Raw genomic sequence first — 26,399 nt, 5'->3', positions numbered from 1 at the left:
CCTGTGGGAGAACTTTCTTGCTCGATCTCAAAGCAGGCGCGATCCCTGTGGGAGCCGCGCTTGCCGGCGATGGGCCGCAAAGCGGCCCCCTTTATGTATGGCTAGCCAGATCATTCAACTTGCCAGCCAGCATCGCTTTCCTCCAGATACCCACCATGGTCAGTTCGATCCCCCTGGCGCGCCACAGCCTTGCCTTCTATCTGGTAGGCTGCCGAGCCGCTGACGATCACTGCCCCGCAACTTGTCCGGTCACCGACCCTGGCCACGGCCTTGCCGTTGAAGGTGTAGTGGGGGCTGCCGGATTCCACGACGCTTTTGCCGTGGATCGGGCAGGTATGGGAGTGGCCAACGACTACCACAGGTTTCATGGTTGTTCTCCTGGGGCGGGGGCGGTGCGGGATTCCAGGTCCATTTCAGCGGGCCACTGGACCTTGGGGGCGAGGCGGTCAAACGGGTTGCGATGAAATGCATCTTCCCAAGGACCGGGATTTGGGAATTCATCCCAGTCTCTGGGGGGATGAACGAAGTCAGGTAGTGCTTCAGGGCCATTTTCCATAAAAGCTCTGGCTATTGACCAGTAAAGTGTACCTTGATGTATGTCATCACAAAGAAAAACGCGATCTATGATTTCGTTGGTCTCGGAGTTTTTGATTGATATCATTACTCTCTCTTTTAGTCCGCCGTAGCCCAAGGGTACATAGGTGCGGTAAGTTTCTGCTGTGAGGTCCTCCCAGTTGTAGCTGATGGGTCTGACTCCCCAGTTTTTTCGGCCGAAAGGATAGGTTTGCTCGAATCTATACTGATAGAGGTAAATTTTTCGACGAAGTCTGTTGAAACGAATAGGTTCGTGGCGCGGCCTTTCAAGGTCTAGACGAATTATCGGTATGCCAACGTATATGGTGCCAAGGATTAAAGTAAGAAATGCGACTATTCTGAGGTCAAGTGCGAAGAACCATGTTGGGTCGTCATATACTATAAGTAGAATTGTAGTAAGCATGGTGATAACTGCCGCTGACCCTAGAATTAAAGAGAGTCCTCGGGGTTTCAGGGGGGCTCGGGGTATTTCTAGGTAAATGTTATCCGCGTGATTGGGTGGTGGGTAGAGACCTGTTCTGGTTTGAGCAAGGTTGCAGTTTGTATTGGGTGCTGGTAAGTCATATTGCCAGCCGAATTCTCGATCTGTGATATTCACAAGTTGCTCTCCTTGACTTCAAACTCTGCGTAAGCCTCTGGTATGTTGCGGTCCGGCCAATAGCTAAGGGTTAAAGAGGCCGACGTGATGTTGTGCTGTGCAGTGTCAGGGGCTAACTTTAATTGGCCGGTGAATATTTTTATTGAATGGTTTTCATTTTTTTGGTTTGATTCTTGGCGATCTTCATTAACCACTAATGAGTCAATCAAGTAGTCGATTTTGCCTGGATTTTTTGTGGGTTTTATGGGGGCTTGTGTTGAACTTTTATTCGGCAGGGCTGGAGGGTAATGCTCTTTAGAAATTATTGATTCTCCAGCAATTAGATTTGGGTAAATCCCATCTCCATGCCGATGAACCAGAAGAGTCCAGCGGTAGCTGGACGTTGAGTCGATGAAACGAGGGAGCGCGAGCTTGAACGTTAAGGTTTGGTGCGTTTTCAGGTTGATAGGAATACCTATTTTTGTGTTTATTGGTTGATCGACGAAAAAGGTTTCAAATTTTAATTCGCCGTTGAGGCCAAGCGTGGCTGCGTTCAATTCGGCGAACGCAATGTCTGCATAAATGGGTGAATCCCAGTGAATGCGCGGAGTTTCATTAGCTTTTCCAAAGTAGCAGCGGCGAGCCCAGCGTTCTAATGCTGTTGACTCCTGCTGACCTGCCTTTTTCATAAAGCTGTACGCGAGAAAGGTGAGAATAATCGATAGCCCTAAAGTCCCCACTGTTAACGGCGTGGATACGGCAAAAATCGCAAAAACTGTCCCTGCGAACGCAGACCCTCCCGCAGCAAAGTAGTAATTTCTCGCGCGTGTATCTCCTGCTTCATCAGCGCGCCGCGATGCTATGTACGCTTGAATAGCGTCAAAAATTCCAGATACTGCGTTAAGGGTGGCTCCATACCTCGCGACAGCACGACCCATGGACTTATCTATTTTAGTAGTTGCCTTTCGCGGCATTAACAAGCCGATTAACTCCACGCTGCTGCCGACTATGCCAAGACCCGACCCATACAGGGTCATCATGGCCTCCGCCGATTTAGGGGCAATTTCTTCCTCTGCTTTCTTTAAGTTCTTACTATGGCTGTCACCCAGCAGATAAAGCCCGCCCAGCGAAAGTAATAATTCCCAGCTTTTTCCGGTTCCTCGTAATCCGGTGAAGCTGTCACGTACCAATTGTGAAGCTTGGCCAGCGCTGATTTTCATCCCATTCAGTGTTTTCCGTGCATCCAGTTCTAGCGTTCCGGCCGCTACCTTGATTTCCACTAGCGCCATCTTCGCGGCATCGTTCAACTGGTTGACGTTCAGTTTGACCTCCCTTGCCAACCGCTCATGCAGTTCATACGCCGTGCCCTCGACCCAGACGCTGACCGGGATTACCTGATGCGCGATCTTCGGGTCGAGCACGGCAAGGCTCAGCAGCCCGGTCTGGATGATCGGTTTGACCTTGCGCGCTCCGTTCTGCGCACCGGCTTGCAGTTCGTCGAGGGACAACATCATGCCTTCCCGCGCCTTGGCCAGTTTCTCGCTGGCGCTGTTCTGCAGTTCACGCAGGTGCGCGCTTTGCAGGGCGTAGTACTCACCCAACTTCATCTGTACCTGCAGTTCGATCAGGTGCACACCGTTGTAAACCCGTTGGCTGGCACTGTTCAGATGCCGCACGGCCTGCTGAATGCCGGGGTCCAGGTGCACTTGCAAGCGCAGACTGGCGGCATTGACTGCGCCCTGTAGTTCGGTGATGGCCTGCTTGAGCGAATCTCGCATCTTCAGGCCGGCGTCTTCGCTGGAGATGAACTTGCTCAAGGCGCTGTAGAGCTTTTCGCTGTCGTTCCAGTGGGTTGGCTCGTTCGCGGAGAAGCTTGGCAGCAGGGCTGCCATCAGTGGCCCGTCGCGAAGAAGGAGCGCCCGGTAGGGTGGGCTATTCGGGTCCTGCAGCCACTTCAGCCACAATGCTTCGCTGGTGTTGGAAGCTGGCTCAGGATTGATGGACGGCGCTTCGGTGATGCCACCCGCCAGGCAGGCAGCGATGGTCTTGCTGTAGGCGATGCGCGACTCGCGGTCCCGGCCGTCGTAGTCGTGGCGCTCGATGACGGCGAAGGCAGCGCTCTCGCAGAGTTCCGCGTAGGTGCTAGCATGCCGGTCGATATAGGCCTGGAAGCGGGCCTCCTCTTGTTCATACTCCGCCTGGAACGCCGCACGCCGAGGTTCGTCATAGCGCTCCTCGAGCTTTTCGTCGCTCTCTTGCTGGCGCATCTCGACCACGCGCTGACGCTCCACCTCGGGATCGGTGAACACGGGCGGCCCATCACCGGTCTGTGCCTCGAACGTGAACACTTTCTGCGCAGCCCACTCACGCTGAGTGGCGCGGATGATCTGCAGGATCTGCGACGTCTGCAGCTGATAGGCGCGCAGCGGATCCTCGCGCCAGGCCTGGCGCTTGACCACCCAGTTCAGGCGCTGGTGGTTGTACTCCTGGATCAGGCCGACGGTGTCGTCGAGTACTACTGCCAGCACGCCGTTTTCCAGCTGGTGGCGGGCCATGGCGTTGACCACATAACCGCGCAGGGCGGTCTTGCGCCGGAACCGACTCTGGAAGCCGTGTGCACTGTCGAACGGGCCGTTCAACTGCTGGGCATATTCGAACACCTGGCGGTCGACCTGAAGGTTGTCCGGGGTCATGGCCAGGCCCAGCAGTTCGGGGTTGTTGCGCGCCTGGATCAGGTCGAGTCCTTCGAAGCGATGTGCAGGTGCTTGGCCGCTTTTGTAAGCCTGCAGCACGCTGACCGGCCAGGGATCGCTGGAAAAGGCCAGCCAGGCCGAACCGTAGGTGTCGGTGTCGATGTTGAGGAAGGACGAGGGGAGGTCGTGGTCCTCGTGCATGCAGCGCTCGGGCAGCGACGGTGGTGGTCCCGGGTTTGGCTCGTAGGGATTGAAGCGGCGCAGGTGGCCTTGCGCGGTGACTTCGTAGGCATGCCAGATGCGCTGGTCGAGCAGCACATAGAGGTAGCCGCTGCGCAAGGTGCGCAGGCCCATCCGGGTTTGCGTGGCGGGGTCGCTGCCGGGGCGGGTATCGGGGACCACGGCGTGGCGCAGGGGGAGGATGGGCAGGCCCTGGCGCTGGCAGGCCTTGCAGGGCGTCAGGAGGAAGTCGACTTCGGCGACTGCATTGGCAATGTCTTGAGTGATGCTCATGGGTAGGCCTGTGGCTGGGGAGTGGCTGCAACCAGGCGTTGCCAGCTCGAATCGGAAAAATGCGCAAACATCTCAGCGAGAGGCCGTTGCTGACGGATGGCCATGTCGATCATGTCGCGCACGGCTTTCTGCGTGTGCAGCCGCGGGTGCAGCCGAAGCAGGTGAAGGGCCATTACCAGGATGTCTTGCTCAACCTTCAGGCCGAGTCTGCGTGCGTCATCGATATGGTTGGACGCTCGTACGGCGGCAAACGGAGGGAACTCGCGGGCGCCGGGAAGTGCAGGCAATGTCCTCCATGCCGCTAATACGGCCTCGATCAGCGCGGTGTCCTGCTGTACACGGATGGTGCCTGCAGGCAAACCGCGCCGGGTGTGGGGCTGACCTTTCAGGCTTGCCAGGCTGCCGCCACTGGTCATGAAGACCCAGCGCTCGATCGGCCACCACGGCCCCTGTTCTGCATGCTCGAACAACGCGGCCAGCAGTTCCAGGCGCAGAGGTTCGTAAACAGGGTGAAATGACGTCGCTGCGGATGCATCGGGCAAACGGCACAGCGCGGTCAGGTGGCTTGCAATGGCGGAGGGGGGCGCTTCGCTGAACAGCCAGCCGCAAACCTGGCGCTTGCGGCGATGCATGTCGTATTCCGCAGCCTGTGCTGTCAGCGCCAGCATCGCTGTGTCAGGCAAGCTGCCGGGTGAACCAAGGCACACGAGCACGGGATGCAATCCAGCTGAATGGGGCAGGTCAGGCCGAACCACGTGTGTCATCGCACTGTCACCCACCACCGACTTCAGGCTTGCGAATAATGAATGTTCGCTGTCTTTCGGAACTGCCAGCGGATCCAGCAGCACATAGCTGTACTGCCCGGGGCGGTGCTGCTCGTTGAGGCGTTCGACCAAGGCGTCGCTGTTCATCGGCCTTTTTCCTCGCACCCGTCGCCGTCATTGGCGAGCAGGTCCAGGATCAACGTGTTTTCCGAACCCTCCATGGCCGCTCTGGTCGGACCAAGCAACGTGAGTGTCAGGCCGTTCAGGGTGATGCCTTGCTGATCCAGCACGATGCTGCCGCCGGGGCTTCTGAACTCGATTCGCTCGCTGGCCTGCAGCTGGTAGAGCGTCGTTTGCTGGCTCACGCCCCCGCCGATGCTGATCTGCTGTCGCCCTTTGACGTGCAACTCACTCTGCCCACCGATGGCGACATGGTGATTGGCACCTGTGGTCTCACGATGATCATTTTCGATTCGCGAGACCAGGTCCTTGCCGATGTCCACCTGGCAGCTACGCCCGACCCGTCGAGTACAGTCGCGCCCGGTTTCCTGAAGCAAGTCATTACCCACTTTCAGCTGTTCGTCATTACCGACCTGCTCGACGCGGTTACGCCCGACGCGGGTGGTCTCATCGTGCTTGACCACATTGTTCTGGTCCCGCTCGGCATGGATGAACACTTCCTGCCGGCCCAGCTCATCCTCGAATCGCAACTCGTTGTAACCATCGCCCTTGTGGGTCTGGCTCTTGATGGTCATGCGGGTCTTGTGTTGCGGCAGGTCGTATGGCGGCAGCTGGTTGCCGCAGTAGGTGCGGCCGGTGATGATCGGCTGGTCGGGGTCACCGTTTACGTACTGGACGATTACCTCTTGACCGATGCGCGGGATGGCCATCGAGCCCCAGCTGCCGCCGGCCCAGCCTTGTGAAACACGTACCCAGCACGAACTGGACGCGTTGCTCTTGCTCTCACGGTCCCAGGGAAAGCTGACCTTGACCCGGCCCCACGGGTCGCAAAAGATCTCCTCGCCAGGCGGGCCGACCACCGTGGCCATGTGCGGGCCGTCGACACGCGGTCGGGGCAAGGGCGCCGGCCGCCATTCGGCCATGCCGGGGACCAGTACCGCATTTTGCACGTAATGGCTGCCTTGTTTGGCGTCGACGGCGCCTTTCTGCAGGCTGGTGGGCTGGCTACCCTCGTGGTGGGCGCTGATCACCCGCCAGAGCACATTGAGGTTTTTGCGCGGGTGGCCGGTTAGGGTGAAGGCCAGGCCTGGTTGCAGGCGTACGTCATCGCCTGTGACTTCGGCAATCCGTGCATCGTGGCGCAAGCCGGTCAAACGGGTCTGGGTGAAAGGGATGCCAACCGCTTCGCGCTTGTAGCGCCCGGGGTAGTCGAAGCGCTCGTAGTCCATGGACTGGTGCACATCGCCCTTGGCGTGGGCGTGCTGGTCCAGGCGATAGGTTGGGTGGGTGAAGGTGTAGTCACGTTGGGCCTGGCGCGCAGTGCGGACGTTCTCGCTGTAGTGGAAGCGCCGCAGGCAAGGCTGCGCCTGGGCGCCCCCGCTGTTGACGTGGTACAGCACAGGGGCGGGGTGGCTTGCATCCTCCGCTTCGTAGGAGCCATGCTGCTCGCCTTTGGCCTGAATGGGACCCTGTCTGATCAGCCCCAGTGATAACAGGCAGTCGGTAACAAGCAGCTTGTGCTGCTTGGGGCTGTGTTCGAAGCGGTAGACGAGGCCTTCTTCAGCAGCGAGGCGGGCGATGAAGTCGAGGTCGGTCTCGCCAGCCTGAACGCAGAACTCACGGACCTGGTGCTCACGGCTGGTGCTCAGTTCGAAAGGCAGGATGCCCTGGCGCTGGAGCATCAGTTCGAGAATCTGTGGAACGGTCTTGTGCTGGAAGATACGCCAGTTCGAGCGCAGGCCGGCGCGGGCCAGTTGCGGTTCGACCACCGCGTGATAATGGGTACGGTGGAAGCCGCTGTCGCCCTGGCGGAAACGGCTGACCAGTCCGTGTACGTAACGAACCGGACGGCCTGCGTCCCGGATGGTGAACAATGCAGGCTTGTCGAGCAGTTGGGCGAAGTCGATGTCGTCGTAGAAGCTGATGAGTTCCAGCGTTAACTGGAAAGGGGTACTCAGGGCCTCCTTGAGCTCGAACGACACCACTTCGAGTTCGGTACCAGCCGCCAGGGGCTGGAAGCTGAAACGGAGATCGAATTGTCTAGGCATAAGGGACTCCTTTCACCCGTCTTCGCGCGGCTATGCCGGCCAACGGTTGGTTAGCGAACAGGCGCATCTGATCTGCACCTGAACACTAACGAGGAATCAATTCTCAGAGGAGCTTGGCTCTTCCTATAGCTTTGTAGGGTTTTTCACCAGTTAGCGTTCGATAAGTGTTGAGCGGAAATACTTGATGTAAGTTTGTGCGGTAAAAAGTCGAACGGTAAATGGCTGCCCGTGCTTCACCATTGGTAGTTGAGGCACCCTTGCTGTCGACTAGCCATTCACTGTCCTCACTGCAGATTCAAACTAGTTCACCAACCCTTGTGGCTTACGCCCGGCAAACACATCCACCAGGCTCGCCACCACCATCTCGCCCATCCGCGTGCGGGTCTGTACCGTAGCGCTGGCCCGGTGCGGCTGCAGCACCACATCTTCACGCTCGAACAACGCCTCGGGCACCCGCGGTTCATCGGCAAACACATCCAGCGCCGCGCCAGCAATCTCGCCGGCCTCCAGTGCCGCGATCAACGCCGGCTCATCCACCAGCTTGCCGCGCGCGATGTTGATCAGATACCCCTCGGCTCCCAACGCCTGCAGCACCTGGCGGTTGACCAGCGCCTCGCCCTTGTCGGCCGCCGCCGCCAGGATCAGCGCATCGCTGTCCTTGGCCAGTTGCACCAGATCTGCCTCGAAACCATACGGCACCTCCAGCGCCTGCAGGTCGGTGTAGCGAATCGGGCAACCGAACGCCGCCGCCCGTTGCGCCACGGCGCGGCCGACCCGGCCCATGCCGACGATGCCCACGCGCATGCCCGACACCTGACGGGCCAGCGGCAACGGTGCCAGCGGTGTGGCGCTGGTGGCCCAGTGGCCGGCACGGACGAAACGGTCACCGGTGCAGATGCCCCGGCACACGCCGATCAGCAGGCCGATGGCGAGGTCGGCGACATCCTCGGTGAGGGCACCGATGGTCGCGGTCACCTGAATACCGCGATCACGGGCATAGGCCAGATCCACTGCGTCGGTACCGACGCCATTGACCGCGATCACTTCCAGGTTGGGCAGGCGCGCCATCAGCGCCTGGCTGATGCCGGTGTGGCCACCGGTGATCACGCCGCGGATATTGTCGGCATGCTGGCTGACATAGGCATCCTTGTCGGCCTGTTCGTAGTAGCGGCGCACGGTGAAGAGTTGTTCCAGGCGCTCGCGGATTTGCGGGATGAGGATCGGGCTCAGTTGCAGGACTTCAGGTTTCATCGGTCACTCCATCAGAAACAGGGGTCAGCCACGGCCAACGAAAGGCATGTTGCTGGCCATCACGGTCATGTTCAGTACGTTGGCGTCCAGCGGCAGCGCGGCGATGTAGCGCACCGCGTCGGCCACATGGCGCACGTCGAGCATCGGCTCGGCGGCGATCTCGCCGTTGGCCTGGCGCACACCACGGGTCATGCGCTCGGACAGTTCGGTCAGGGCGTTGCCGATGTCCACCTGGCTGCAGACGATGTTGTAGGGGCGGCCGTCCAGCGCCAGCGCCTTGGTCAGGCCCAGCACCGCGTGCTTGCTGGCGGTGTAGGGCGCGGTGAACGGGCGCGGGGTGTGCGCCGAGATCGAGCCGTTGTTGATGATCCGCCCGCCTTGTGGCTGCTGGCGGCGCATCAGGCCGAAGGCGGCGCGGGCGCAGAGGAACACGCCGTCGACGTTGGTGGCGATGACGTTGCGCCAGTTCTCCAGCGGCAGTTCGTCGACCGGCACGGCGGGGGCATTGATGCCAGCGTTGTTGAAGATCACATCGAGGCGGCCATGCACTTCCTCAATGGTGGCGAACAGCTGCGCGACGCTTTGCTCGTCGCGTACGTCGGTGGGCACGGCCAGGGCTTCAGCGCCCGCTGCCAGCGCCTGTTCAACCACCGCTTGCAGCGGTTCTGCGCGGCGCCCGGCGAGGACCAGGCTGAAGCCGTCCTCCAGCAGGGCAAGGGCGACGGCACGGCCGATGCCGCTGCCAGCGCCGGTGACCAGGGCGATTTTCTTGTCTTGGCTCATGTGGGGCTCCAATAGGTTCAGGCGGCGTGGGCGGCTTGCCCGGCAGGGCGAGGGCCGACGCGCAGTTGCAGTTCGCCGACGCCATCGATGCCGGCGTGGATCGTGTCGCCCGGGTTCAGCGGCGCCACACCGGGCGGGCTGCCGGTCATGATCAGGTCGCCAGGACGCAACGGCAGCTGGCGTGACAGCCGGCTGATGACCTCGGCCAACGGCCAGGTCTGCTGGCTCAGGTGCGCGCGCTGGCGCTCCTGGCCGTTCACTTGCAGCCACAGCGACGCCTCCAGCGGCCAGGCGCATTCGCTGGCAGGGACGATGGCGGTCATCGGTGCCGAGGCTTCGAACACCTTGGCGCCTTCCCAGGGCAGGCCCTCGGCCTTGGCCTTGCGCTGGTGGTCGCGACGGGTCAGGTCAAGGCCGGCGGCAAAGCCGAACACGTGCTCCAGGGCATGCTCCGGGGCAATGTCGGCACCGCCCTTGGCGATGGCGGCTACCAGCTCGATTTCGTGGCAGAACTCATCGGTCTGCGGCGGGAAGGGCAGTTCGCCCTGCGCCTCGACCACATTGCTCGCCGGCTTCATGAAGAACACCGGCTCCTGTGGCGCCGGGCCGTAGGACTCTGGCCATGGGTAGTTGCGGCCCAGGCAGAACACCCGGCCGACCGGGAAGCGCGCAGCGCTGCCACGGACCGGCAGGCTGACGATGGCCGGTGGGTTGAACAGGTAGGTCATGGGTGAATCCTCCGTGCTGGAATGGCCAGCGTAAGGCAGAGGCTGGCCGGCAAAGTTGGACGAAAGCGGGGTCGGCTTGGACTAATCCGGGCTCATGCCGCCATCTTCAGCTCGATGCGATACAGCTTCCCGAGCAGCAGCGAGTAGGACAGGGTGCCCATCAGCGCCACGCCACCGATGAACCAGAACGCCATGGCGAACGAGCCACTGGCATGCACGATCGCGCCTATCACGATCGGCGTGACAATGCCGCCAATGTTCGCCGCCAGGCTGGTGACCCCGCCGGTGAGACCGATCAGTTCCTTGGGCGCCACTTCCGACACCGCCGCCCACGACGCCGAGGCGATGCCCTGGGCGAAGAACGCCAGGGTGAGGATGGCGATGCACAGCACATTGGAGTCGGTGAAGTTCACCAGCACGATCGACATGCCCAGCATCGAGCCCACCACCAGCGGCAGCTTGCGTGCGAACGACAGCGAGTAGCCCTTGCGGATCAGCAGGTCGGAAACGATCCCCGCGAGGAGGATGCCGACCGTGGCGCCAATGAACGGCATGACGGCGAAGATGCCGACCTTGATCAAGGTCAGCTGGCGCTCTTCGATCAGGTAGGTGGGGAACCAGGTGAGGAAGAAGTACAGCGCCGAAGTGCTGGCGAACTTGCCCAGGCAGATGGCCCAGACCTGGCGATAGCGGAACAGTTCGGCGACTTGGCGCCAGTCGAAGCGGGTACGTTCCTGGCTGCTTTTCACCAGGCCGCCGCCGTCTTCGATGTAGGCCAGTTCTTCCGTGCTGACCTTCTTGCAGTTCAGCGGGTCGCGGTACAGCCACAGCCACACCACGCCGAACAGGATGCCGACCAGGCCGGTGCTGTAGAACACATGGCGCCAGTCGTAGGTGGTCGCCAGCCACAGCAGCGCGCCGGTGAACAGCGCGGTGCCCAGGTACTGGCCACACACATAGATGCTGCTGGCCATGCCGCGTTCGCGGGCGGGGAACCACACCGTCACCGCACGGCTGTTGGCCGGGAAGGCCGGGGCCTCCATGGCGCCGACCGCCAGGCGCAGGCCGAACAGCGAGACGAAGCCGCTGGCCAGGCCCTGGGCCACGGTGACTGCCGACCAGCTGATCAACGATACGCCGTAGGTCAGGCGGGAGCCGAAGCGGTCGGCGATGAAGCCGGCAGGCACCAGGGCCAGGGCGTAGGTCCAGGCGAAGGCGGAGAAGATCAGGCCCATCTCGACCTTGTCCAGGCCCAAATCCTTGGCCATGAACGGCGCAGCGATGGAAATGTTCACCCGGTCGACGTAGTTGATGATGGTCGCCACCAGCAGCAGCGACAGCATGAACCAGCGGCGTCGCGTAGGCAGGCGCTGGGCAGGGGCCGCGTCCAGCGCGTACGACGACGCGGCGCGGGGGGTAGGCGTGCTCGACATGAGTCGACCTCGTTTGTTGTTGTTGGTAGAGGTTGGGCTGCAGTCCCTTTTCTAAGGTGGTCGTACAACGAAGGGATTGCAACGGCGGTTTTAGACCGTTTTTTCCACGCCAGGCGGGGCAGGGCTGCGCTGTCCAAGAAAAATCACAGCTGGGGTTTTGTGCGGTTTTATCGCTGAATGTCACGTTTTATGCGGGTTGCGTGGATTTGCTGTTGCGCAGGTTTTTGCAGAAGGGGTTAAATTGCAGAGTTTGGACGTCGTACAACTAAGAGTTCTGGAGATTGCCCATGCCCCCCAAGCGCGAGGTCCCGACCTATGTCATGCAGCAGCGCAGCGAGCTGATGGATTTCTACATCCGCGACCAGCGCGGCCGCCCCGCCGAGACCGCGCCGCATCGTCACGAGTATTTCCAGATCCAGGTCAATTTCGGTGGCGACACGGTGCAGCACATCGGCAGCGTGCAGCGCCCTTTCAGGCGCAACACCCTGGCCTTCATCCTGCCGCACCGGGTGCATGTGATCCCGCACCCGGCCGACAGCGACTTCGTGGTGATCAATTTCTCCCAGACGTTCCTGTTGCCGCACCTGGCCTGCGACCCGATGGACCTGGAAGAGGTGTCGATCCTGCAGGCCCCGGAACTGTCACCGTTCCGCTTCCAGGAGCATCTCGACTTCTGCCTCGATGAGGCCGACTTCGCCGAGGTGCGGCAGGTCCTCGAACGCATGCGCGCACTGGATGCCAACCGTCGCTTCGGCACCCGCGAAGTGCTCAAGGGCCTGTTGCTGCAACTGATCGGCCAGGTCTGCAGCCTGTATGCCGAGCCGCTGCGCGAACTGGCAGACAGCAATGCCGCGCAGCTCAGCCGCCGCGCCGCGCTGGGCCGCATGAGCGAGTACCTGCGTCGGCACATCGACGACCCCGACCTTAACCTGCAGAAAGTCGCCGCCGCCACCTACCTGTCGCCGACCTACCTGACCCACTGGCTGCGCAAGGAAATCGGCAAGACGTTCAGCGAGCTGGTGCTGGAGCGGCGCATGCACGCCGCACGCAACTTCCTGCTCAATGGCAGCCGCCCGGTGGGTGAGGTGGCGCGGCTCTGTGGCTTTGCCGATGAAGCCTACTTTTCCCGGCGCTTTCGGCAGATTCATGGTTTGCCGCCCGGGCAGTTCCGCCGCCAGCAGCGCGACCCGGATACGCCGCAGGTGGCGATGCGGTAAGCTTGGCCGCATGAACCTCGACACCCGCATCAAGTACCGCCATCTGCTGTGTTTCCTGGAGATTGCCCGACAGGGCAGCCTGGCCAGGGCTGCCGACAGTCTGGCGATCAGCCAGCCGGCGATTTCCAAGACGCTCAAGGAGCTCGAAGACCTGCTCGAGGCGCGCCTGTTCGAGCGCAGCCGCCAGGGTGTCGAGCTGACCCCCGCGGGCACTCGCTTCATGCGTTACGCCGGGCCCAGCGTGCAGGCGCTGCGCGATGGCGTGAGCAGCCTGCGTGGTGAAGCGCGGGCGCCGTCGCAGGTGCGCATTGGCGTGCTGTCGACGGTCGAGGGGCTGCTCATGCCCGAGGTGCTGTGCCGCCTGCATCAGCGCCACGAGGCGCTGGTGATCAGCGTGGTGACGGGGGTCAGTGCGCAGTTGCTCGGCCAGTTGCATCTGGGCGAGCTGGAGCTGGTGGTCGGGCGCATGACCGACAGCCCGCAGATCCAGGGCCTGTCGTTCGAGCACCTGTACAGCGAGTCGATGGCCCTGGTGGTGCGCCCTGGCCATCCCTTGCTGGCCAGCGCACCGGTGGAGCGCCAGCGGGTCGGGCAGTACCCGTTGGTGCTGCCGCCGCCGGGTACCACGATCCGCCAGCATGCTGACAGCCTGTTCGTGCAGTGCGGCATCCAGATGCCGGCGCAGCGGTTGGAGACCTTGTCGTTGGCATTGAGCCGTCGTTACTTGCTGGGTAGCGATGCGCTGTGGGTGGCGCCGCGTGATGCGGTGCTGCTGGATTTGCGCCGGGGTGAGCTGGCTGAGGTCGACCTTGGTGTGCGTGAGCCGGGTGGGTCGGTGGGCATCTGCCGGAATGCGGCATTGCCGCTAACCCTGCCGGGGCAGTGGGTGTGCGAGGTGCTGCGGGAACTGGCGGAGCAGTATCGGGAAGGGCGGTATCCTTGAGGTGCCTGCCGCAAGATTTTCAGCGCCTGTGAGATCGAGCGCCGCCCGCGCGGCGCATCGCAGGCAAGCCTGCTCCTACATCTGTTTCAGGCCAGTGAGTCCTGTGACAGAGGCGCGCGTACCCCTTGGTGTATGGATCGATATCGCGTCGTACGAACAAGGGGTCGCGCGCCAATGGGGCAGGCGTGATTGGCTCTAAACAGATGTAGGAGCAGGCTTGCCTGCGATGCGCCGCGCGGGCGGCGCTCGATCTCACATATGCTGAAGATCTTGTGGCAGGCACTCAGAACCCCCCGAAATAAAAAGCCACAAAAACCAGGAAAACCCGGCACAAAGGGTCAATACTGGCCAATGGCTGTAAAGCTTCCATGAAGAAGCCTTTACCTACTGAACTTCCTTACGAAAACCCGCTCTTATGCCGGTAGCCATTGGTGATGGCCGCCTGATAAGCTCGCGGCTTTACCCTGATTGCCCTTATGGCGCATGAACAAGGAAATAGCATGAAACAGCATCGTCTGGCGGCTGCGGTTGCCCTGGTAGGCCTGGTACTGGCTGGCTGTGATCAACAGGCCAGCAGCCCCGAGCTGAAGACTCCGGCACAGAAAGCCTCCTACGGTATCGGCCTGAACATGGGCAAGAGCCTGGCTCAGGAAGGCATGGAAGACCTTGATTCGAAAGCGGTCGCCCTCGGCATCGAAGACGCTGTCGGCAAGAAGGAGCAACGCATCAAGGATGAAGAGCTGGTAGAAGCCTTCACCGCGCTGCAGAAGCGCGCCGAAGAGCGCCTGGCCAAGGCCAGCGAAGAAGCCGCCAGCGCCGGCAAGAAATTCCTCGAAGAAAACGCCAAGAAGCCTGGCGTGGTCACCACCGCCTCGGGCCTGCAGTACGAAGTCGTGAAGAAGGCCGATGGTCCGCAGCCCAAGCCGACCGACGTGGTCACCGTTCACTACGAAGGCAAGCTGATCGATGGCAAGGTGTTCGACAGCTCGGTCGAGCGCGGCAGCCCGATCGACCTGCCAGTCAGCGGTGTGATCCCGGGCTGGGTCGAAGGCCTGCAGCTGATGCACGTTGGCGAAAAGTACAAGCTGTTCATCCCGGCTGAACTGGCCTACGGCGCCCAGAGCCCGAGCCCGCTGATCCCGGCCAACTCGGTCCTGGTGTTCGACCTGGAACTGATCGCCATCAAGGACCCGGCCCAGCTGCAGGGTGGCGAAGCGCCGGAAGCTGAAGCCCCGGCCGAAGCGCCAGCCAAGTAATAACGGCCGATACCTGCACAACGCCCCGCTCTGTCGGGGCGTTGTCGTTTGTGGGGGACCGTCTGGCGAACCTCGTGCGGCTGGCATTGTCCGAGCTAGGGCAGTGTGAAGAAGCCGCAAGCGTCCTGACGCAAATCGTTTGCGGATCTGAAACGACTGTGTAAAAAACGCCCGATCTGACCGGGGCCCTTGCCTTGTGGGCGCCCGCCGTCACAATATTCGCCCTGTTCACAAGGTTATCCACAATAAATGTGGATAACCTTTCCCTGCTGGAGGCTCCATGAGCGCACCCTGGAATTTCGCCCGTTTCCTGCCCTTGGCCGAGCGCCTGCTCAGCCGTGGCCGGTTGCCGGCGTTGCTGTTCGCGGTGGCCCGCAAAGGCCCACGCATCGGCCAGTTGCGCGACGACGTCAAGTTGCTGCAGTCGCTGTGCCTGGCCTGGTGGCGCGGTGAGTACCGTGCCATCAGCCCCAAGGCACTGGTGACCATCGTCGCCGGCTTGCTGTACTTCGTCAGCCCCATCGACGCCATCCCCGACTGGATTCTGGGTGTGGGCTTTCTCGATGACATCGCCGTGCTCGGCTGGGTGCTGAAAACCGTGGCCGACGAGCTGGCGCGTTTCAAGGCCTGGCGCGACAGCCAGGCGCCTGAGCGGCTGCGGGTGGTCGAACGCCTGCCCGATAACCCCGAAGCGCTGCGCCTGGAGCGCAATACGCACTGAAATTGAGCATGTCCCCCACAGACTCCCGTGCTTGGTAATATAATTGGCATAAGCGTTATGCCTACGGATTACATGCGGTAATCCTTACGTAAGGGGGTTGTAATGGGTATTCAGGTCATTAGCCGGGACGGTCAGCCCGAGTATGCCGTCGTGCCCTGGGAGCAGTATCAGGCGCTGCTCAAGGCAGCCGGGCAGGCACCCGCCGAGGTGGTTGCCGAATCAGCGCAACAGGGCGCTTCGGCAGCCAGCCTGCCTGCGTTCAGTGAAGTGGCGCAACTGCGCCAGGCCAAAGGCATCGCCCCTGAGCAGTTGGCGCGTAATGTCGGGGTCAGCCCGGCTTACCTGGCCATGATCGAATCGGGCGAGCGCCAGCCGGATGCTGCGATCCGCCGTGCCCTGGCCTGGCACCTGGGGGTGGCCGGCTGGAGCGAGCCGTCATGAGCCAGGTCAGGATCAGCCGACAGCATTGGCAAAACCTGCTGGACGAGCTTGACCTGGCCCGCCGTCAACGCCATCTGCTCACCTACCGTGCGCTGATCGAGCGCCTGCAGTTGCCCAGCCCGGCCATGCAGACCCTCACCGCCGCGCTGGAGTACCTGGCGGTGCTCGATGCCCGTGCCGAGCAGCCGCTGCGCAGCTCGCTGGTGATCAGCCAAGGGGCCAGCCGTTTGCCGCGCACAGGGTTTTTCGAGTGCGTGGAGCGCCTGGGGCGCTTCTCCGGGCCGGTGGATGGCATGGAGGCAGCGTCCTGGCATGCCTCCGAGGTTGTCAGGGTGTTCGAGTACAGCTATCCCGAAACGGCCTGATGCGATTCCTGTGAATCGATCCGCAAGACCTGCCGTTGGCGTCTGTCACTTCCAATGTGTCGAGGTGCTGGTGCCGCTCAAATAGATCCAGTAGCTGGCCAAGCGTGGCATTGAGCCGTACCGTTGGTTGTTCAGCCAACGGTACGCTTATCAGCGCTGGCAACTGTCGACTCTCCCGCACCCCCAACTCCTGCGGCCGCCCCAGCAGGTAACCCTGCACCAGGTCCACGCCCATCTCGGTCAACACCGCCAGCTCCTCCGGCAGCTCGATCCCTTCGGCTATCACCTGCGCCTTCGACGCCCGGGCAATCTGCAGGATGGAACCGACGAACTCGCGCTTGAGCGGGTCGAGGTGGATGCCATCGATGAAGTGCCGGTCGATCTTGACGTATTCCGGGCGCAGCTCCGACCACAGGCGCAGGCTCGAATAGCCCGCGCCAAGGTCGTCCAGGGCGATTGAAAAGCCCATGTCGCGATAGTGGTGCAAGGCATTGGACAGCAGCTGGAAATCGTCGGTGGGTGTCTGTTCGGTAAGCTCGATCACCACCCGGCTGGGGGCCAGCCCCACGTGCTCGAGCAGCTTGAGGGTGCGCCCGGAAGGGTAGTGCGGTTCCAGCAGCGATTCAGGTGAGATGTTGAGAAACAGCTTGCCGTCGAGCCCCTGCTCGCTGAAGCGTCGGCAGGCACTTTCCCGGCACGCGGCCTCCAGCTCGGTCAGGTGACCGGCCTGGCGGGCAATGGCGAACAGGTTCAATGGCGAATGCAGCGGGCTGTTGGACGGGCCACGGCTCAAGGCTTCATGGCCGAAGACGCGCCGTTCGCTGAGGCAGACGATCGGCTGGAACAGGCTGTGAATGCTGCGTTGAGCCAGGATTGCGCTCAAGGCACTGAGCTGTTCGGCGACGGTCATGACGGTATCCTGAAAATGAAAGGGCCGGGCATTTGCATGCCCGGCCCGTCTATTTCACGACAGTGCGATGACTATTTGATGACGAGTCACATTAATCTGCCATCATCGGTCGAATCACTTCTTGGCCACCTTGCTGCTTTCGCTCAGGTAGTCGATGAGGATACGACCGGTCTCGGCCAGGTAGGCGTCGTCTTCCGGCTTGGTTTTATCATCCTCTTCCGGCAGGGCGTCCTCGTCGACTTTCTTCAGTTCCTTGAGCGGTTCCTCGCCCTTGGCCTTGCGACGGATGTTCTCCATGGCCAGTTGCTTGGCTTCGACGTCATCGTGGCGGGCACGGCGCTGCTGCTCGTTGAGGCTGACGGTTTTCTCGTCCATCAGCTTCTGGGTCAGGGCCAGGCGGTCACGGATGTAAGTGAACTCGGCATCCTTGGCGCTGCGTGCGTCATGCTTGGCCTTGAGGTCGGCCAGGAACGGCTTGAACGGGTCGACTGCCGGCTTGACCACCGGGCGGATGGTGTCCCACGGCATGGCCTCGGGCAGGGCGCTTTCGCCGATTTCCTTGGTGTCGATGATCGACGGGTAGTCGATGTCCGGGAGCACGCCCTGGTGCTGGGTGCTCTGCCCGGAAACCCGGTAGAACTTGGCCAGGGTCAGCTTCAGCTCGCCATGGTTGAGCGGCTGGATGGTCTGCACGGTGCCTTTGCCGAAGGTCTGGCCACCGATGATCAGCGCGCGGTGATAGTCCTGCATGGCGCCGGCGAAGATCTCCGAGGCCGAGGCTGACAGGCGGTTGACCAGCAGCGCCATCGGGCCTTTGTAGAAGGCGCCCGGGTTTTCGTCTTCGAGCACATCGACGCGGCCGTCGCTGTTGCGTACCAGCACGGTCGGGCCTTTCTCGATGAACAGGCTGGTCAGCTCGGTGGCTTCCTGCAGGGAGCCACCGCCGTTGTTGCGCAGGTCGATGACCACGCCGTCGACTTTTTCCTTCTGCAATTCGGTGAGCAGCTTCTTCACGTCGCGCGTGGTGCTCTTGTACTCGGGGTCACCGGCACGGTAGGCCTTGAAGTCCAGGTAGAAGGCCGGGATCTCGATGATGCCGAGCTTGTAGTCACGCCCGTCCTGCTTGAGCTTGAGCACCGACTTCTTCGCCGCCTGCTCTTCGAGCTTCACGGCTTCGCGGGTGATCGAGACGATCTTGCTGGTCTGGTCGCTCGGCGCGTTGCTGGCCGGGATGACTTCCAGGCGTACCACCGAGCCTTTCGGGCCACGGATCAGCTTGACCACTTCGTCCAGGCGCCAGCCGACCACGTCGACCATTTCCTTGTTGCCCTGGGCGACGCCGATGATCTTGTCCGCCGGTGCCACCTGCTTGGTCTTGGCGGCCGGGCCTGCCGGTACCAGACGCACGATCTTGACCTGGTCGTTGTCGCTCTGCAGCACCGCGCCGATGCCTTCGAGCGACAGGCTCATGTTGATGTCGAAGTTCTCGGCGTTGTCCGGCGACAGGTAATTGGTGTGCGGGTCGTAGGACTGGGCGAAGGTATTGATGTAGGCCTGGAAGATGTCCTCGGCACGGGTCTGGTCCAGGCGCGCCAGCTGGTTCTTGTAGCGCTTGGTCAGGGTTTCCTGGATCTGCTTCGGCTCTTTGCCAGCGATCTTCTGGCGCAGCACCTCGTCCTTGACGCGCTTGCGCCACAGGTCGTCGAGCGCGGCCTGGTCCTTCTCCCACGGGGCATCCTTGCGGTCGATCAGCAAGGTTTCCTGGGTGGTGAAGTCCATCTTGTCGACGCCCTTGGCCAGTTCGGCCAGGGCGAAGTCCAGGCGCTGCTTGACGCGGTCGAGGTAGCGCTTGTAGATGGTGAAGCCGGGGTCGAGGTTGCCACTTTTGAGGAAGTCGTCGAACTGCGTCTTCCACTTGTCGAATTCGGTGATGTCGGCTGCGGTGAAATAGCTGCGGGCCGGGTCGAGCAGCTTGATGTAGCTGTCGTAGATGATCACCGAGCGGGCGTCATCGAGCGGCGGCTTGCTGTAGTGGTGACGCTTGAGCAGCTCCACGACGTTGAGGCTGGCGACGATTTCGTCGCGGTCCGGCTGCAGGCTGTCCCACTTGTTGGCGGCCGCCGCATTGCCGCCGAGCGTGAGGCTGCCCAGGCCAACCATCAGGGCCAGGGCGGTGCTTGGGAGGAAATGCTTCATGCTGATTCGACGTGGAGGCAATTGATCACGCATAGTAGGCCGTCTTTTCCGTTCGCCGGTTCCATCGGAGCCGGACAAATACTGCAAAAAGCCTGGGGAGCGGGCTCCTCAGGCTCAGTCTGTGATTCAACTATGGAGGCACTGTGAAGGCATTGCAAGGCGTTGACGGACATGTGGCCTGGGTCGAGGCCGAACGCCCGGCCTGTGACGCGGGCCAAGTGCGCATTCGCGTGGCCGCTGCGGGGCTGAACCGCGCCGATCTGCTGCAGATGAAGGGCCTGTATCCACCGCCGCCAGGCGCCAGCCCGTACATGGGCCTGGAGTGCGCCGGGGTGATCGAGGAAGTCGGTGCCGGCGCTGACTGGCGTGTGGGGGACCGCGTCTGCGCACTGCTGGCCAGCGGTGCCATGGCCGAGGAAGTGGTGGTCGATGCCCGCCATGTATTGCCGGTGCCTGAGGGCTTGAGCCTGCACGAAGCAGCGGCGCTGCCGGAGGTATATGCCACGGCGTGGCTGAACATCTTCCAGCTGGGTAAAGTGAAGGCCGGTGAAAAGGTGCTGGTACATGCTGGCGCCAGTGGTGTGGGCTCGGCGGCCATCCAGTTGTGCAAGGCGTTTGGCAGCCCGGTGTGGGTCAGTGTCGGTTCCCAGGATCGCCTGGACTACTGTGAGGCGCTGGGGGCTGCGGGTGGGGTGGTGCGTAACCAGAACCTCGACGCGCTGGAAGGCTTCGGGCCGTTCGCTGTGATTCTGGACCCGGTGGGTGCCAGCTACGGCGAGCTCAACCTGAAGCTGCTGGCCCGTGACGGGCGTTGGGTGATAATCGGCCTGATGGGCGGGCGCAAGTTTGAACTGGACCTGGCACAGGTGCTGGGCAAGCGCCTGGAGATCACCGGCTCGACCCTGCGCAACCGCGATGACGGCTTCAAGGCCGAGCTGCTGCGCGAACTGCAGCAGCAGGTGTGGCCGCTGTTCGCCGAGGGGCGCCTGTCACCGCAATTGGTCGATACCTACCCGGTGGAGTTTGCCCAAGCGGCGTATGCAGAGCTTGAGAGCAACCAGGTGTCCGGCAAGCTGGTGATGGTCATCGACCCTAGCCTGGCCTGATATTGTAGGGGCTGCGCTGCAGCCCTTTCGCGACACAAGGCCGCTCCTACAGGGGGAACGCGATCCCTGTAGCAGCGGCCTTGTGTCGCGAAAGGGGCGCAAAGCGCCCTCAAGGCCTTCAGCTCCAGCTCAGGATCGGCCAGCCATTGATCTCGGCATGCTCGCGCAACACCGCATCCGGGTTCACCACATGCGGATGATCCACTTTCAGCAACAGCGGCAGATCATTGCGCGAATCGGAATAGAAACTCGCCCCCTCAAGGTTCTCCTGCTCCTGATCCAGCCATTCCAGCAACCGGGTGATCTTGCCCTCGCGGTAGGTCAGCACCCCATGGGTCTTGCCGGTGTACACCCCATTCACCGCTTCCAGCTCGATCGCCAGGTACTCATCCACCCCCAGCCGCGCTGCAATCGGCCCGACCAGGTGCGTGCCCGAAGCAGAGATGATCAGGACGCGGTCACCCCGCTGGCGATGCTCGGCAATGCAACGGCAGGCGTCGCCGTAGATGATCGGCTCGATCACCTCTTCGACCCACGGCTCCACCAGATGCTCGACTTCCTCCAGCGTGCGCCCGGCAATCGGCTCCAGGCTGAAGGCCATGTACTCCTCCATGCGCAGGTGGCCCTTGCCGTAGGCCTCCATCAGTTCATGGTCGCGGCGCAGGAACGCCTTGCCGTCGACCCAGCCCAGCCGGGCCATCTGTTCGCTCCACAGCGACGCGCAGTCGCCGTGGATCAGGGTTTCGTCCAGATCGAAAATTGCCAGTGCCATCTTGCTGATTCTCCTTAGGCCACTTCGCGCAGCGCCGTGGGGTCGATCGACAGGGAAACCCGCTGGCCGTCGGCATGCAGGTCCTCAGGCGAACGGTTGAGCACGTCGACCACCAGCTCCACCTCACGCACTTTCACGCGGTAGCGAATGACGTTGCCAAGCAGGCTGTGACTGCGTACCTCGGCGTCCAGTTCGCCGTTGACGCCCAGGGTGATCGACTCTGGGCGGATTGCCAGGCGGCCGGCCACCGGGCGTTGCAGCAGGCGGCTGGCGCTGTCGGCGTCGAGCAGGTTGTAGTTGCCGATGAAGCCGGCGGCGAACAGATCCACCGGCGCGGTGTAGAGGGTTTCGGCATCGCCGCTCTGGACGATGCGCCCCTGGTTCATAAGGAAGATGCGGTCGGACATCGTCAGCGCCTCCTCCTGGTCGTGGGTGACGAAAATGGTGGTCAGCCCCAGCTCGCGCTGGATCGCGCGGATCTGCTCACGCAGGTGCTTGCGAATGCGCGCATCCAGCGCCGACAGCGGCTCGTCGAGCAGCAGCAGGCGCGGGCGGGTGACCAGCGAACGGGCCAGGGCCACGCGCTGGCACTGGCCGCCGGACAGCTGGTGCGGGTAGCGCCCGGCGAAGCTGCCCAGCTCCACCAGGTCCAATGCTTCACGCACACGCTGCTGGCTTTCATTGGCCTTGACCTTCTGCATGCGCAGGCCGAAGGCAACGTTCTGCTCCACGGTCATGTTGGGGAACAGCGCATAGCTCTGGAAAACCATGCCGATGCCGCGCTTTTGCGGGCTTACCGGCACGATGTCGTGGCCGTCGAGGAGGATCTTGCCGCCGTCCACCGGAGTCAGGCCGGCAATGCAGCGCAGCAGGGTGGACTTGCCGCAGCCGGAGGGGCCGAGCAGGGTGACGAACTCGCCGCGTTCGATCTGGCAGTCGATGTGCTCGAACACCGGGCTGCCGGCATAGCTTTTTTGCAGGTTCTGTACGCTGACGAAGCTCATGTCAGGTTTTGTCCTTGTTCAGGCGGTTGGCGACCCAGGTCAGCACCAGCACGAAGGCGAAGTACGAGATCACCAGCGCGCTGTTGAAGTGGCCACTGCTGTTGCGCATGTTGTTCAGGTACACCTGCAGGGTCTCGTAGCGGGTGCCGACCAGCAGGTTGGCGAACACGAACTCACCAAACAGGAACGAGAACGACAGCAGCAGCGCCACCATCAGGCCCTTGCGCAGGTTTGGCAGCACCACCAGCAGGGCGGCCTGCCAGGTGCTGGCGCCGAGCAGCTGGGCAGCGTCCATCAGGTCGCGCAGGTTGATCGCCTGCAGGTTGTTGGTGATCGCCCGGTACATGAACGGCAAGGCGATGGTGAAGTAGCAGCCGATCAGGATCCACGGCGTGCCGACCATCGCCATCGGGCCGCTGCCATAGAGTTGCAGCAGGCCCACCGACGACACCACCGGCGGTACCGCGAACGGCAGCAGGATGAGGATGTTCATCAGGGCGTCGAGTTTCGGGAAGTGGTAGTGCACCACGAACAGCAGCGGCAGGATCAGCACCACCGACAGCAGCAGTGCGCCCACGCACACCAGCAGCGATTGGCCGAACGCGGCCAGGAAGCGCGGCTCGCTCCACAGCGCGACGTACCACTTGAAGGTCAGGCCACTGGGCAGCAGGCTCGCCGACCAGCTGGTGGCCAGCGAGTAGAGCAGGGTGCCGGCCAACGGTAGCAGCAGGATCAGGAACAGCAGGTACACCACCAGCCGATGGTAGAGCCCGGCGGATGTTTTTTCAGCGCGCATGGTAGCTCCTCTTGAGCAGCCATTGATGAACCACCGTGACCAGTGTCATCAGCCCCACCAGCACCATCGCCAGGGCGCTGGCCAGGTTCGGGTCGAGGCTGATGTCGCCGGCCACCAGGCCGGCGATACGGATCGGCAGCACGTTGAAGTTGCCGGTGGTCAGGGCATACACCGTGGCGTAAGCGCCCAGGGCGTTGGCCAGCAGGATGACGAAGGTGCCGAGCAGTGCCGGGGTCAGCACCGGCAGGCCGATATGCCGCCAGAACTGCCAGTGGCTGGCGCCGAGCAGCGCGGCCGACTCGCGCCAGTCTTCGCGCAGGGCGTCGAAGGCGGGGTAGAGCAGCAGCACACCGAGCGGGATCTGGAAGTAGGTGTACACCAGGATCAGGCCGCTCTTGGAGTAGATGCTGAAGTCTTCCAGCAGGCCGATCTGTTTCAGCAGCAGGGTCAGCGCGCCGTTGAAGCCGAGCAGGATGATGAAGGCGAAGGCCAGCGGCACCCCGGCGAAGTTGCTGGTCATGTTGGCGAATGCGCTGACGAAGTCACGCAGCTTCGAGTCGACTTGGCGCAGCGAATAGGCGCCGAGGGTGGCGATGACGATGCCGAACAGGCTCGACCAGAAGCTGATCTCCAGGCTGCGTTGCAGTGCCTGCAGGTAGAACTTGGAGGCGAACACCTTGCTGAAGTTTTCCACGCCCCAGCCGGCCTCCGATTGCACGCTGTTGATGGCCACCCAGGCCAGCGGGGCGATCTGGAAGATCACGAAGAACACGGCAAACGGCAGCAGGCAGAGCAGGGCCAGGTAGCGGCCACGGTTGCCGGCCTTCACTTGAGCAGCTCCCGGCACACGGTCTTGTCATGGGCGGCGCCGAGCAGTTCGCAGATGGTCCCGCACAGTTCGGTCTGCAGCGGTTTGGCGGCCGGGTCGAGGCTGAAGGCGTCGCCGAACACGAACAGCGGCACCTCACGTTCCTCGGCCAGCAGGCCGTTGTGCGAGCGGTCGTTGTTCATGCCGTGGTCGGCGGTGACCAGCACCTGGTAGCCCTCTTCCAGCCAGCCTGGCAGGTAGTCGGACAACAGGATGTCGGCGCTGCGCGCGGCATTGCGGTACTGGCTGCTGTCCAGGCCATGGCGGTGGCCGATATCGTCGATGCTCATGGGGTGCACCAGGAGGAAATTTGGCGCATGGCGGCGACGCAGGTATTCGCCGTCGGCCAGCAGGTGCGAATCAGGGTAGCGATCGTCCCAGTAGAACAGGCCGTGCTGGATCGGCAGCTTCGGCGCGTGCGTGTGGCGGTCGCGCTGGGGGTCGAAGGGGGAGCGGTTGTACAGCTCGCTCACCCAGTGATAGGCCGCCGCCGCAGTGCCCAGGTTGGCCTCACGGGCATAGTGGAACACGCTGCGCTGATTGGACAGGCGGTTGATGTTGTTGTGCACGATACCGCTGTCGATCGGCGCCACACCCGTGAGGATGCATTCGTACAGCGGCCGTGACAGCGACGGCAGTTCGCATTCCACGCGGTACAGCGCGGCACGGTCGGCCTCGACGTAGGCGTGCAGGTGGCCCATGGCGTGGTGGGCGACCTGGTAGTTGAGGCCGTCGAGCAGGACCAGGATGACGTTGTGTTGCATGGTGGCTCCAGTCTTTAACCGCGTTGGCTTCTTCGCGGGCAAGCCCGCTCCTACAGGTACAGCACAGCTTTCTAGGCATATGCGGTCCCTGTGGGAGCGGGCCTGCCCGCGAAAGGGCCGGATCAGGCACTACAAAAGCTAGCCCCTTACTCCATCTCGATGATCACTTGCTCCTGCCACATCTGCGGCAGTTTCTTCGAAGTCGCTTCCCACACCTCGGCATTCTTGATCGGTTGGGCGGCCTTGTACTGCTCGTTCGGCAGCAGCTTGGCCTGCACATCCTCCGGCAGCTTCAGGTGCTCGGCACGGATCGGCCGCGCATGCCCCTTGGCCAGGTTGATCTGCCCGGCGTCGCTGAAGATGTACTCACGCGCAAGCTTCGCCGCGTTCGGGTGCTTGGCGTACTTGTTGATGATGGTGGTATAGCCGGAGATCACCGTGCCGTCCGACGGGATCAGCACTTCGAAGCGCTTGGGGTCGATCTGCTCGCGGTAGCTCAGGCCGTTGAAGTCCCACACCACGCCGACTTCCACTTCGCCCTTCTCGATGGTCTGGATGGTCGGGTTGGCCAGCGACAGGCGTTTCTGCTGGGCCAGCTTGGTGAACAGCTGCAGGCCCGGGGCCAGGTTGCTTTCATCGCCCTTGTAGGCAATGGCGGCAGCCAGCACGCCGTTGGCGGCTTGTGCCGCGGTGCTGACGTCACCGATGGCGACCTTGTACTTGCCTTTTTCCAGGTCGTGCCAGCTGGTCGGGCGATCGCCTTCCTTGACCAGGTCCTTGTTGATGATGAAGGCGATGGTGCCGGTATAGGCCAGCGCCCAGTGGCCGTCCTTGTCCTTGGCCCATTCAGGGACCTGGTCCCAGGTGCTTGGCTTGTAGGGTTGGCTCACGCCCTTGCTGGCGGCGATCGGGCCGAAGGCGGCACCGACGTCGCCGATGTCGGCACTGGCGTTGTCCTTCTCGGCTTCGAACTTGGCGATTTCCTGCGCCGAACTCATGTCGGTGTCGCTGTGCTTGAGGCCGTACTTGCTGGCCAGATCCTCCCAGGTGCCTTTCCAGTTGGCCCAGGCATCGGGCATGCCTACGCTGTTGACGGTGCCTTCCTTGCGGGCGGCGTCTTCCAGGGCCTTGAGGTCAGGGCCGGCAGCCATCGCCGAGGTGCACAGGGTAATGGCCGAGCCGAGCAGTGACGCCATGAACAACTTTTTCATCCGAAGCTCCTTGGGTGGGTGCCTTTAGCGATCGTTGTTATGAGTGAAGCTGTTTTTGCTGACCGTTGGTCTAGGTCAGCAAAGCTTGAGCCAAGGTAGGCCGCTTGCGTGACAGTTTGATGTAAGACAGGGCCTGCGCAGGCCTTGAAACTACAGCGTAGACCACGCATTCGCCCCGGCTCTGCTGGGCTGGCGCGTTTCTGGCATTGCCAGGCCAAGGCCTTTGTCACAGGATGTTCATCAGCCCTGCCTAGGCTTGCACTAT

24 protein-coding genes are annotated in these 26,399 nt (G+C 62.3%); 7 read left to right on the top strand and 17 right to left on the bottom strand.

Translation table 11 applies throughout. The features are described 5' to 3' along the window. Positions 1-110: 110 nt before the first annotated feature. The 9 genes from ACIPZ8_RS17315 to ACIPZ8_RS17275 all read right to left on the bottom strand — a co-directional run bounded on the left by ACIPZ8_RS17315 (position 111) and on the right by ACIPZ8_RS17275 (position 11,564). Positions 111-368 (bottom strand): PAAR domain-containing protein, encoded by a 258-nt coding sequence (locus tag ACIPZ8_RS17315; protein ID WP_400725517.1) that lies wholly within the window; start codon positions 366-368, stop codon positions 111-113. Continuing rightward, complete coding sequence (locus tag ACIPZ8_RS17310; RefSeq protein WP_400725514.1) at positions 365-1,192, bottom strand: DUF6708 domain-containing protein; 828 nt, start codon at positions 1,190-1,192, stop codon at positions 365-367. Before ACIPZ8_RS17310 ends, ACIPZ8_RS17315 begins: the two co-directional genes overlap by 4 nt. Next, entirely contained in the window at positions 1,189-4,377 is a 3,189-nt protein-coding gene (locus tag ACIPZ8_RS17305) for a T6SS effector BTH_I2691 family protein (RefSeq protein WP_400725511.1), read from the bottom strand. Before ACIPZ8_RS17305 ends, ACIPZ8_RS17310 begins: the two co-directional genes overlap by 4 nt. Further along, entirely contained in the window at positions 4,374-5,288 is a 915-nt protein-coding gene (locus tag ACIPZ8_RS17300) for a hypothetical protein (RefSeq protein WP_400725508.1), read from the bottom strand. The genes ACIPZ8_RS17305 and ACIPZ8_RS17300 overlap by 4 nt, the downstream gene beginning before the upstream one ends. Beyond that, positions 5,285-7,369, bottom strand: coding sequence for a type VI secretion system Vgr family protein (locus ACIPZ8_RS17295; protein WP_400725505.1), 2,085 nt, complete (start codon positions 7,367-7,369; stop codon positions 5,285-5,287). Before ACIPZ8_RS17295 ends, ACIPZ8_RS17300 begins: the two co-directional genes overlap by 4 nt. Positions 7,370-7,669: 300 nt before the next feature. After that, positions 7,670-8,620, bottom strand: coding sequence for a 2-hydroxyacid dehydrogenase (locus ACIPZ8_RS17290; RefSeq protein WP_400725502.1), 951 nt, complete (start codon positions 8,618-8,620; stop codon positions 7,670-7,672). A 24-nt stretch (positions 8,621-8,644) separates the two neighbouring features. After that, positions 8,645-9,403, bottom strand: a complete 759-nt coding sequence (locus ACIPZ8_RS17285) for an SDR family oxidoreductase (RefSeq protein WP_400725499.1) — start codon at positions 9,401-9,403, stop codon at positions 8,645-8,647. Between the two features lie 17 nt (positions 9,404-9,420). Then, the gene (locus tag ACIPZ8_RS17280) at positions 9,421-10,131 is read right to left on the bottom strand and encodes a fumarylacetoacetate hydrolase family protein (protein WP_400725496.1); all 711 of its coding nucleotides are present in this window, start codon (positions 10,129-10,131) and stop codon (positions 9,421-9,423) included. A gap of 92 nt (positions 10,132-10,223) precedes the next feature. Continuing rightward, on the bottom strand, positions 10,224-11,564 hold the full coding sequence (locus tag ACIPZ8_RS17275; protein ID WP_400725493.1) for an MFS transporter: 1,341 nt from the start codon (positions 11,562-11,564) through the stop codon (positions 10,224-10,226). Between the two features lie 287 nt (positions 11,565-11,851). Between ACIPZ8_RS17275 and ACIPZ8_RS17270 the strand changes: the two genes are divergently transcribed. From ACIPZ8_RS17270 to ACIPZ8_RS17245, 6 genes are all read left to right on the top strand, one after another. Then, positions 11,852-12,781, top strand: coding sequence for a helix-turn-helix transcriptional regulator (locus ACIPZ8_RS17270; protein ID WP_400725490.1), 930 nt, complete (start codon positions 11,852-11,854; stop codon positions 12,779-12,781). Between the two features lie 10 nt (positions 12,782-12,791). Further along, the gene (pcaQ, locus tag ACIPZ8_RS17265) at positions 12,792-13,724 is read left to right on the top strand and encodes a pca operon transcription factor PcaQ (RefSeq protein ID WP_400725487.1); all 933 of its coding nucleotides are present in this window, start codon (positions 12,792-12,794) and stop codon (positions 13,722-13,724) included. A 500-nt stretch (positions 13,725-14,224) separates the two neighbouring features. After that, the gene (locus ACIPZ8_RS17260; protein ID WP_027918134.1) at positions 14,225-14,980 is read left to right on the top strand and encodes an FKBP-type peptidyl-prolyl cis-trans isomerase; all 756 of its coding nucleotides are present in this window, start codon (positions 14,225-14,227) and stop codon (positions 14,978-14,980) included. A gap of 280 nt (positions 14,981-15,260) precedes the next feature. Further along, positions 15,261-15,701, top strand: coding sequence for a YkvA family protein (locus tag ACIPZ8_RS17255; RefSeq protein WP_400725484.1), 441 nt, complete (start codon positions 15,261-15,263; stop codon positions 15,699-15,701). Positions 15,702-15,803: 102 nt separating this feature from the next. Beyond that, complete coding sequence (locus tag ACIPZ8_RS17250; protein ID WP_400725481.1) at positions 15,804-16,142, top strand: multiprotein-bridging factor 1 family protein; 339 nt, start codon at positions 15,804-15,806, stop codon at positions 16,140-16,142. Next, positions 16,139-16,507 (top strand): hypothetical protein, encoded by a 369-nt coding sequence (locus ACIPZ8_RS17245; RefSeq protein WP_027918137.1) that lies wholly within the window; start codon positions 16,139-16,141, stop codon positions 16,505-16,507. Before ACIPZ8_RS17250 ends, ACIPZ8_RS17245 begins: the two co-directional genes overlap by 4 nt. Here the strand turns inward: ACIPZ8_RS17245 and ACIPZ8_RS17240 are convergent. Together ACIPZ8_RS17240 and ACIPZ8_RS17235 are read right to left on the bottom strand one after the other, a co-directional pair. Beyond that, entirely contained in the window at positions 16,470-17,417 is a 948-nt protein-coding gene (locus ACIPZ8_RS17240) for an EAL domain-containing protein (RefSeq protein ID WP_400725478.1), read from the bottom strand. The two genes, ACIPZ8_RS17245 and ACIPZ8_RS17240, sit on opposite strands and share 38 nt — an antisense overlap. 114 nt (positions 17,418-17,531) lie before the next feature. Further along, entirely contained in the window at positions 17,532-19,613 is a 2,082-nt protein-coding gene (locus ACIPZ8_RS17235) for a carboxy terminal-processing peptidase (protein WP_400725475.1), read from the bottom strand. A gap of 143 nt (positions 19,614-19,756) precedes the next feature. Between ACIPZ8_RS17235 and ACIPZ8_RS17230 the strand changes: the two genes are divergently transcribed. Then, the gene (locus ACIPZ8_RS17230) at positions 19,757-20,719 is read left to right on the top strand and encodes an NAD(P)H-quinone oxidoreductase (RefSeq protein ID WP_400725472.1); all 963 of its coding nucleotides are present in this window, start codon (positions 19,757-19,759) and stop codon (positions 20,717-20,719) included. A 118-nt stretch (positions 20,720-20,837) separates the two neighbouring features. Here the strand turns inward: ACIPZ8_RS17230 and ACIPZ8_RS17225 are convergent, their stop codons facing one another. From ACIPZ8_RS17225 to ACIPZ8_RS17200, 6 genes are all read right to left on the bottom strand, one after another. After that, positions 20,838-21,491, bottom strand: a complete 654-nt coding sequence (locus ACIPZ8_RS17225) for an HAD family hydrolase (RefSeq protein WP_400725469.1) — start codon at positions 21,489-21,491, stop codon at positions 20,838-20,840. Positions 21,492-21,505: 14 nt separating this feature from the next. Further along, positions 21,506-22,495 (bottom strand): ABC transporter ATP-binding protein, encoded by a 990-nt coding sequence (locus ACIPZ8_RS17220; RefSeq protein WP_400725466.1) that lies wholly within the window; start codon positions 22,493-22,495, stop codon positions 21,506-21,508. Between the two features lies 1 nt (position 22,496). Then, entirely contained in the window at positions 22,497-23,291 is a 795-nt protein-coding gene (locus ACIPZ8_RS17215; RefSeq protein WP_103449557.1) for an ABC transporter permease, read from the bottom strand. Further along, positions 23,281-24,120: an ABC transporter permease gene (locus ACIPZ8_RS17210; RefSeq protein WP_400725463.1), complete on the bottom strand. Its 840-nt coding sequence runs from the start codon at positions 24,118-24,120 to the stop codon at positions 23,281-23,283. The genes ACIPZ8_RS17215 and ACIPZ8_RS17210 overlap by 11 nt, the downstream gene beginning before the upstream one ends. Continuing rightward, complete coding sequence (locus tag ACIPZ8_RS17205) at positions 24,117-24,923, bottom strand: alkaline phosphatase family protein (protein WP_400725461.1); 807 nt, start codon at positions 24,921-24,923, stop codon at positions 24,117-24,119. The genes ACIPZ8_RS17210 and ACIPZ8_RS17205 overlap by 4 nt, the downstream gene beginning before the upstream one ends. 146 nt (positions 24,924-25,069) lie before the next feature. Beyond that, complete coding sequence (locus tag ACIPZ8_RS17200; RefSeq protein WP_400725458.1) at positions 25,070-26,134, bottom strand: ABC transporter substrate-binding protein; 1,065 nt, start codon at positions 26,132-26,134, stop codon at positions 25,070-25,072. Positions 26,135-26,399: the final 265 nt, after the last annotated feature.

It is taken from the genome of Pseudomonas sp. NPDC089422 (assembly GCF_044749405.1).
Lineage (GTDB): Bacteria > Pseudomonadota > Gammaproteobacteria > Pseudomonadales > Pseudomonadaceae > Aquipseudomonas.
Note: the sequence above shows the minus strand (reverse complement) of the source record. Positions and strands in the feature narration are given on the sequence as shown.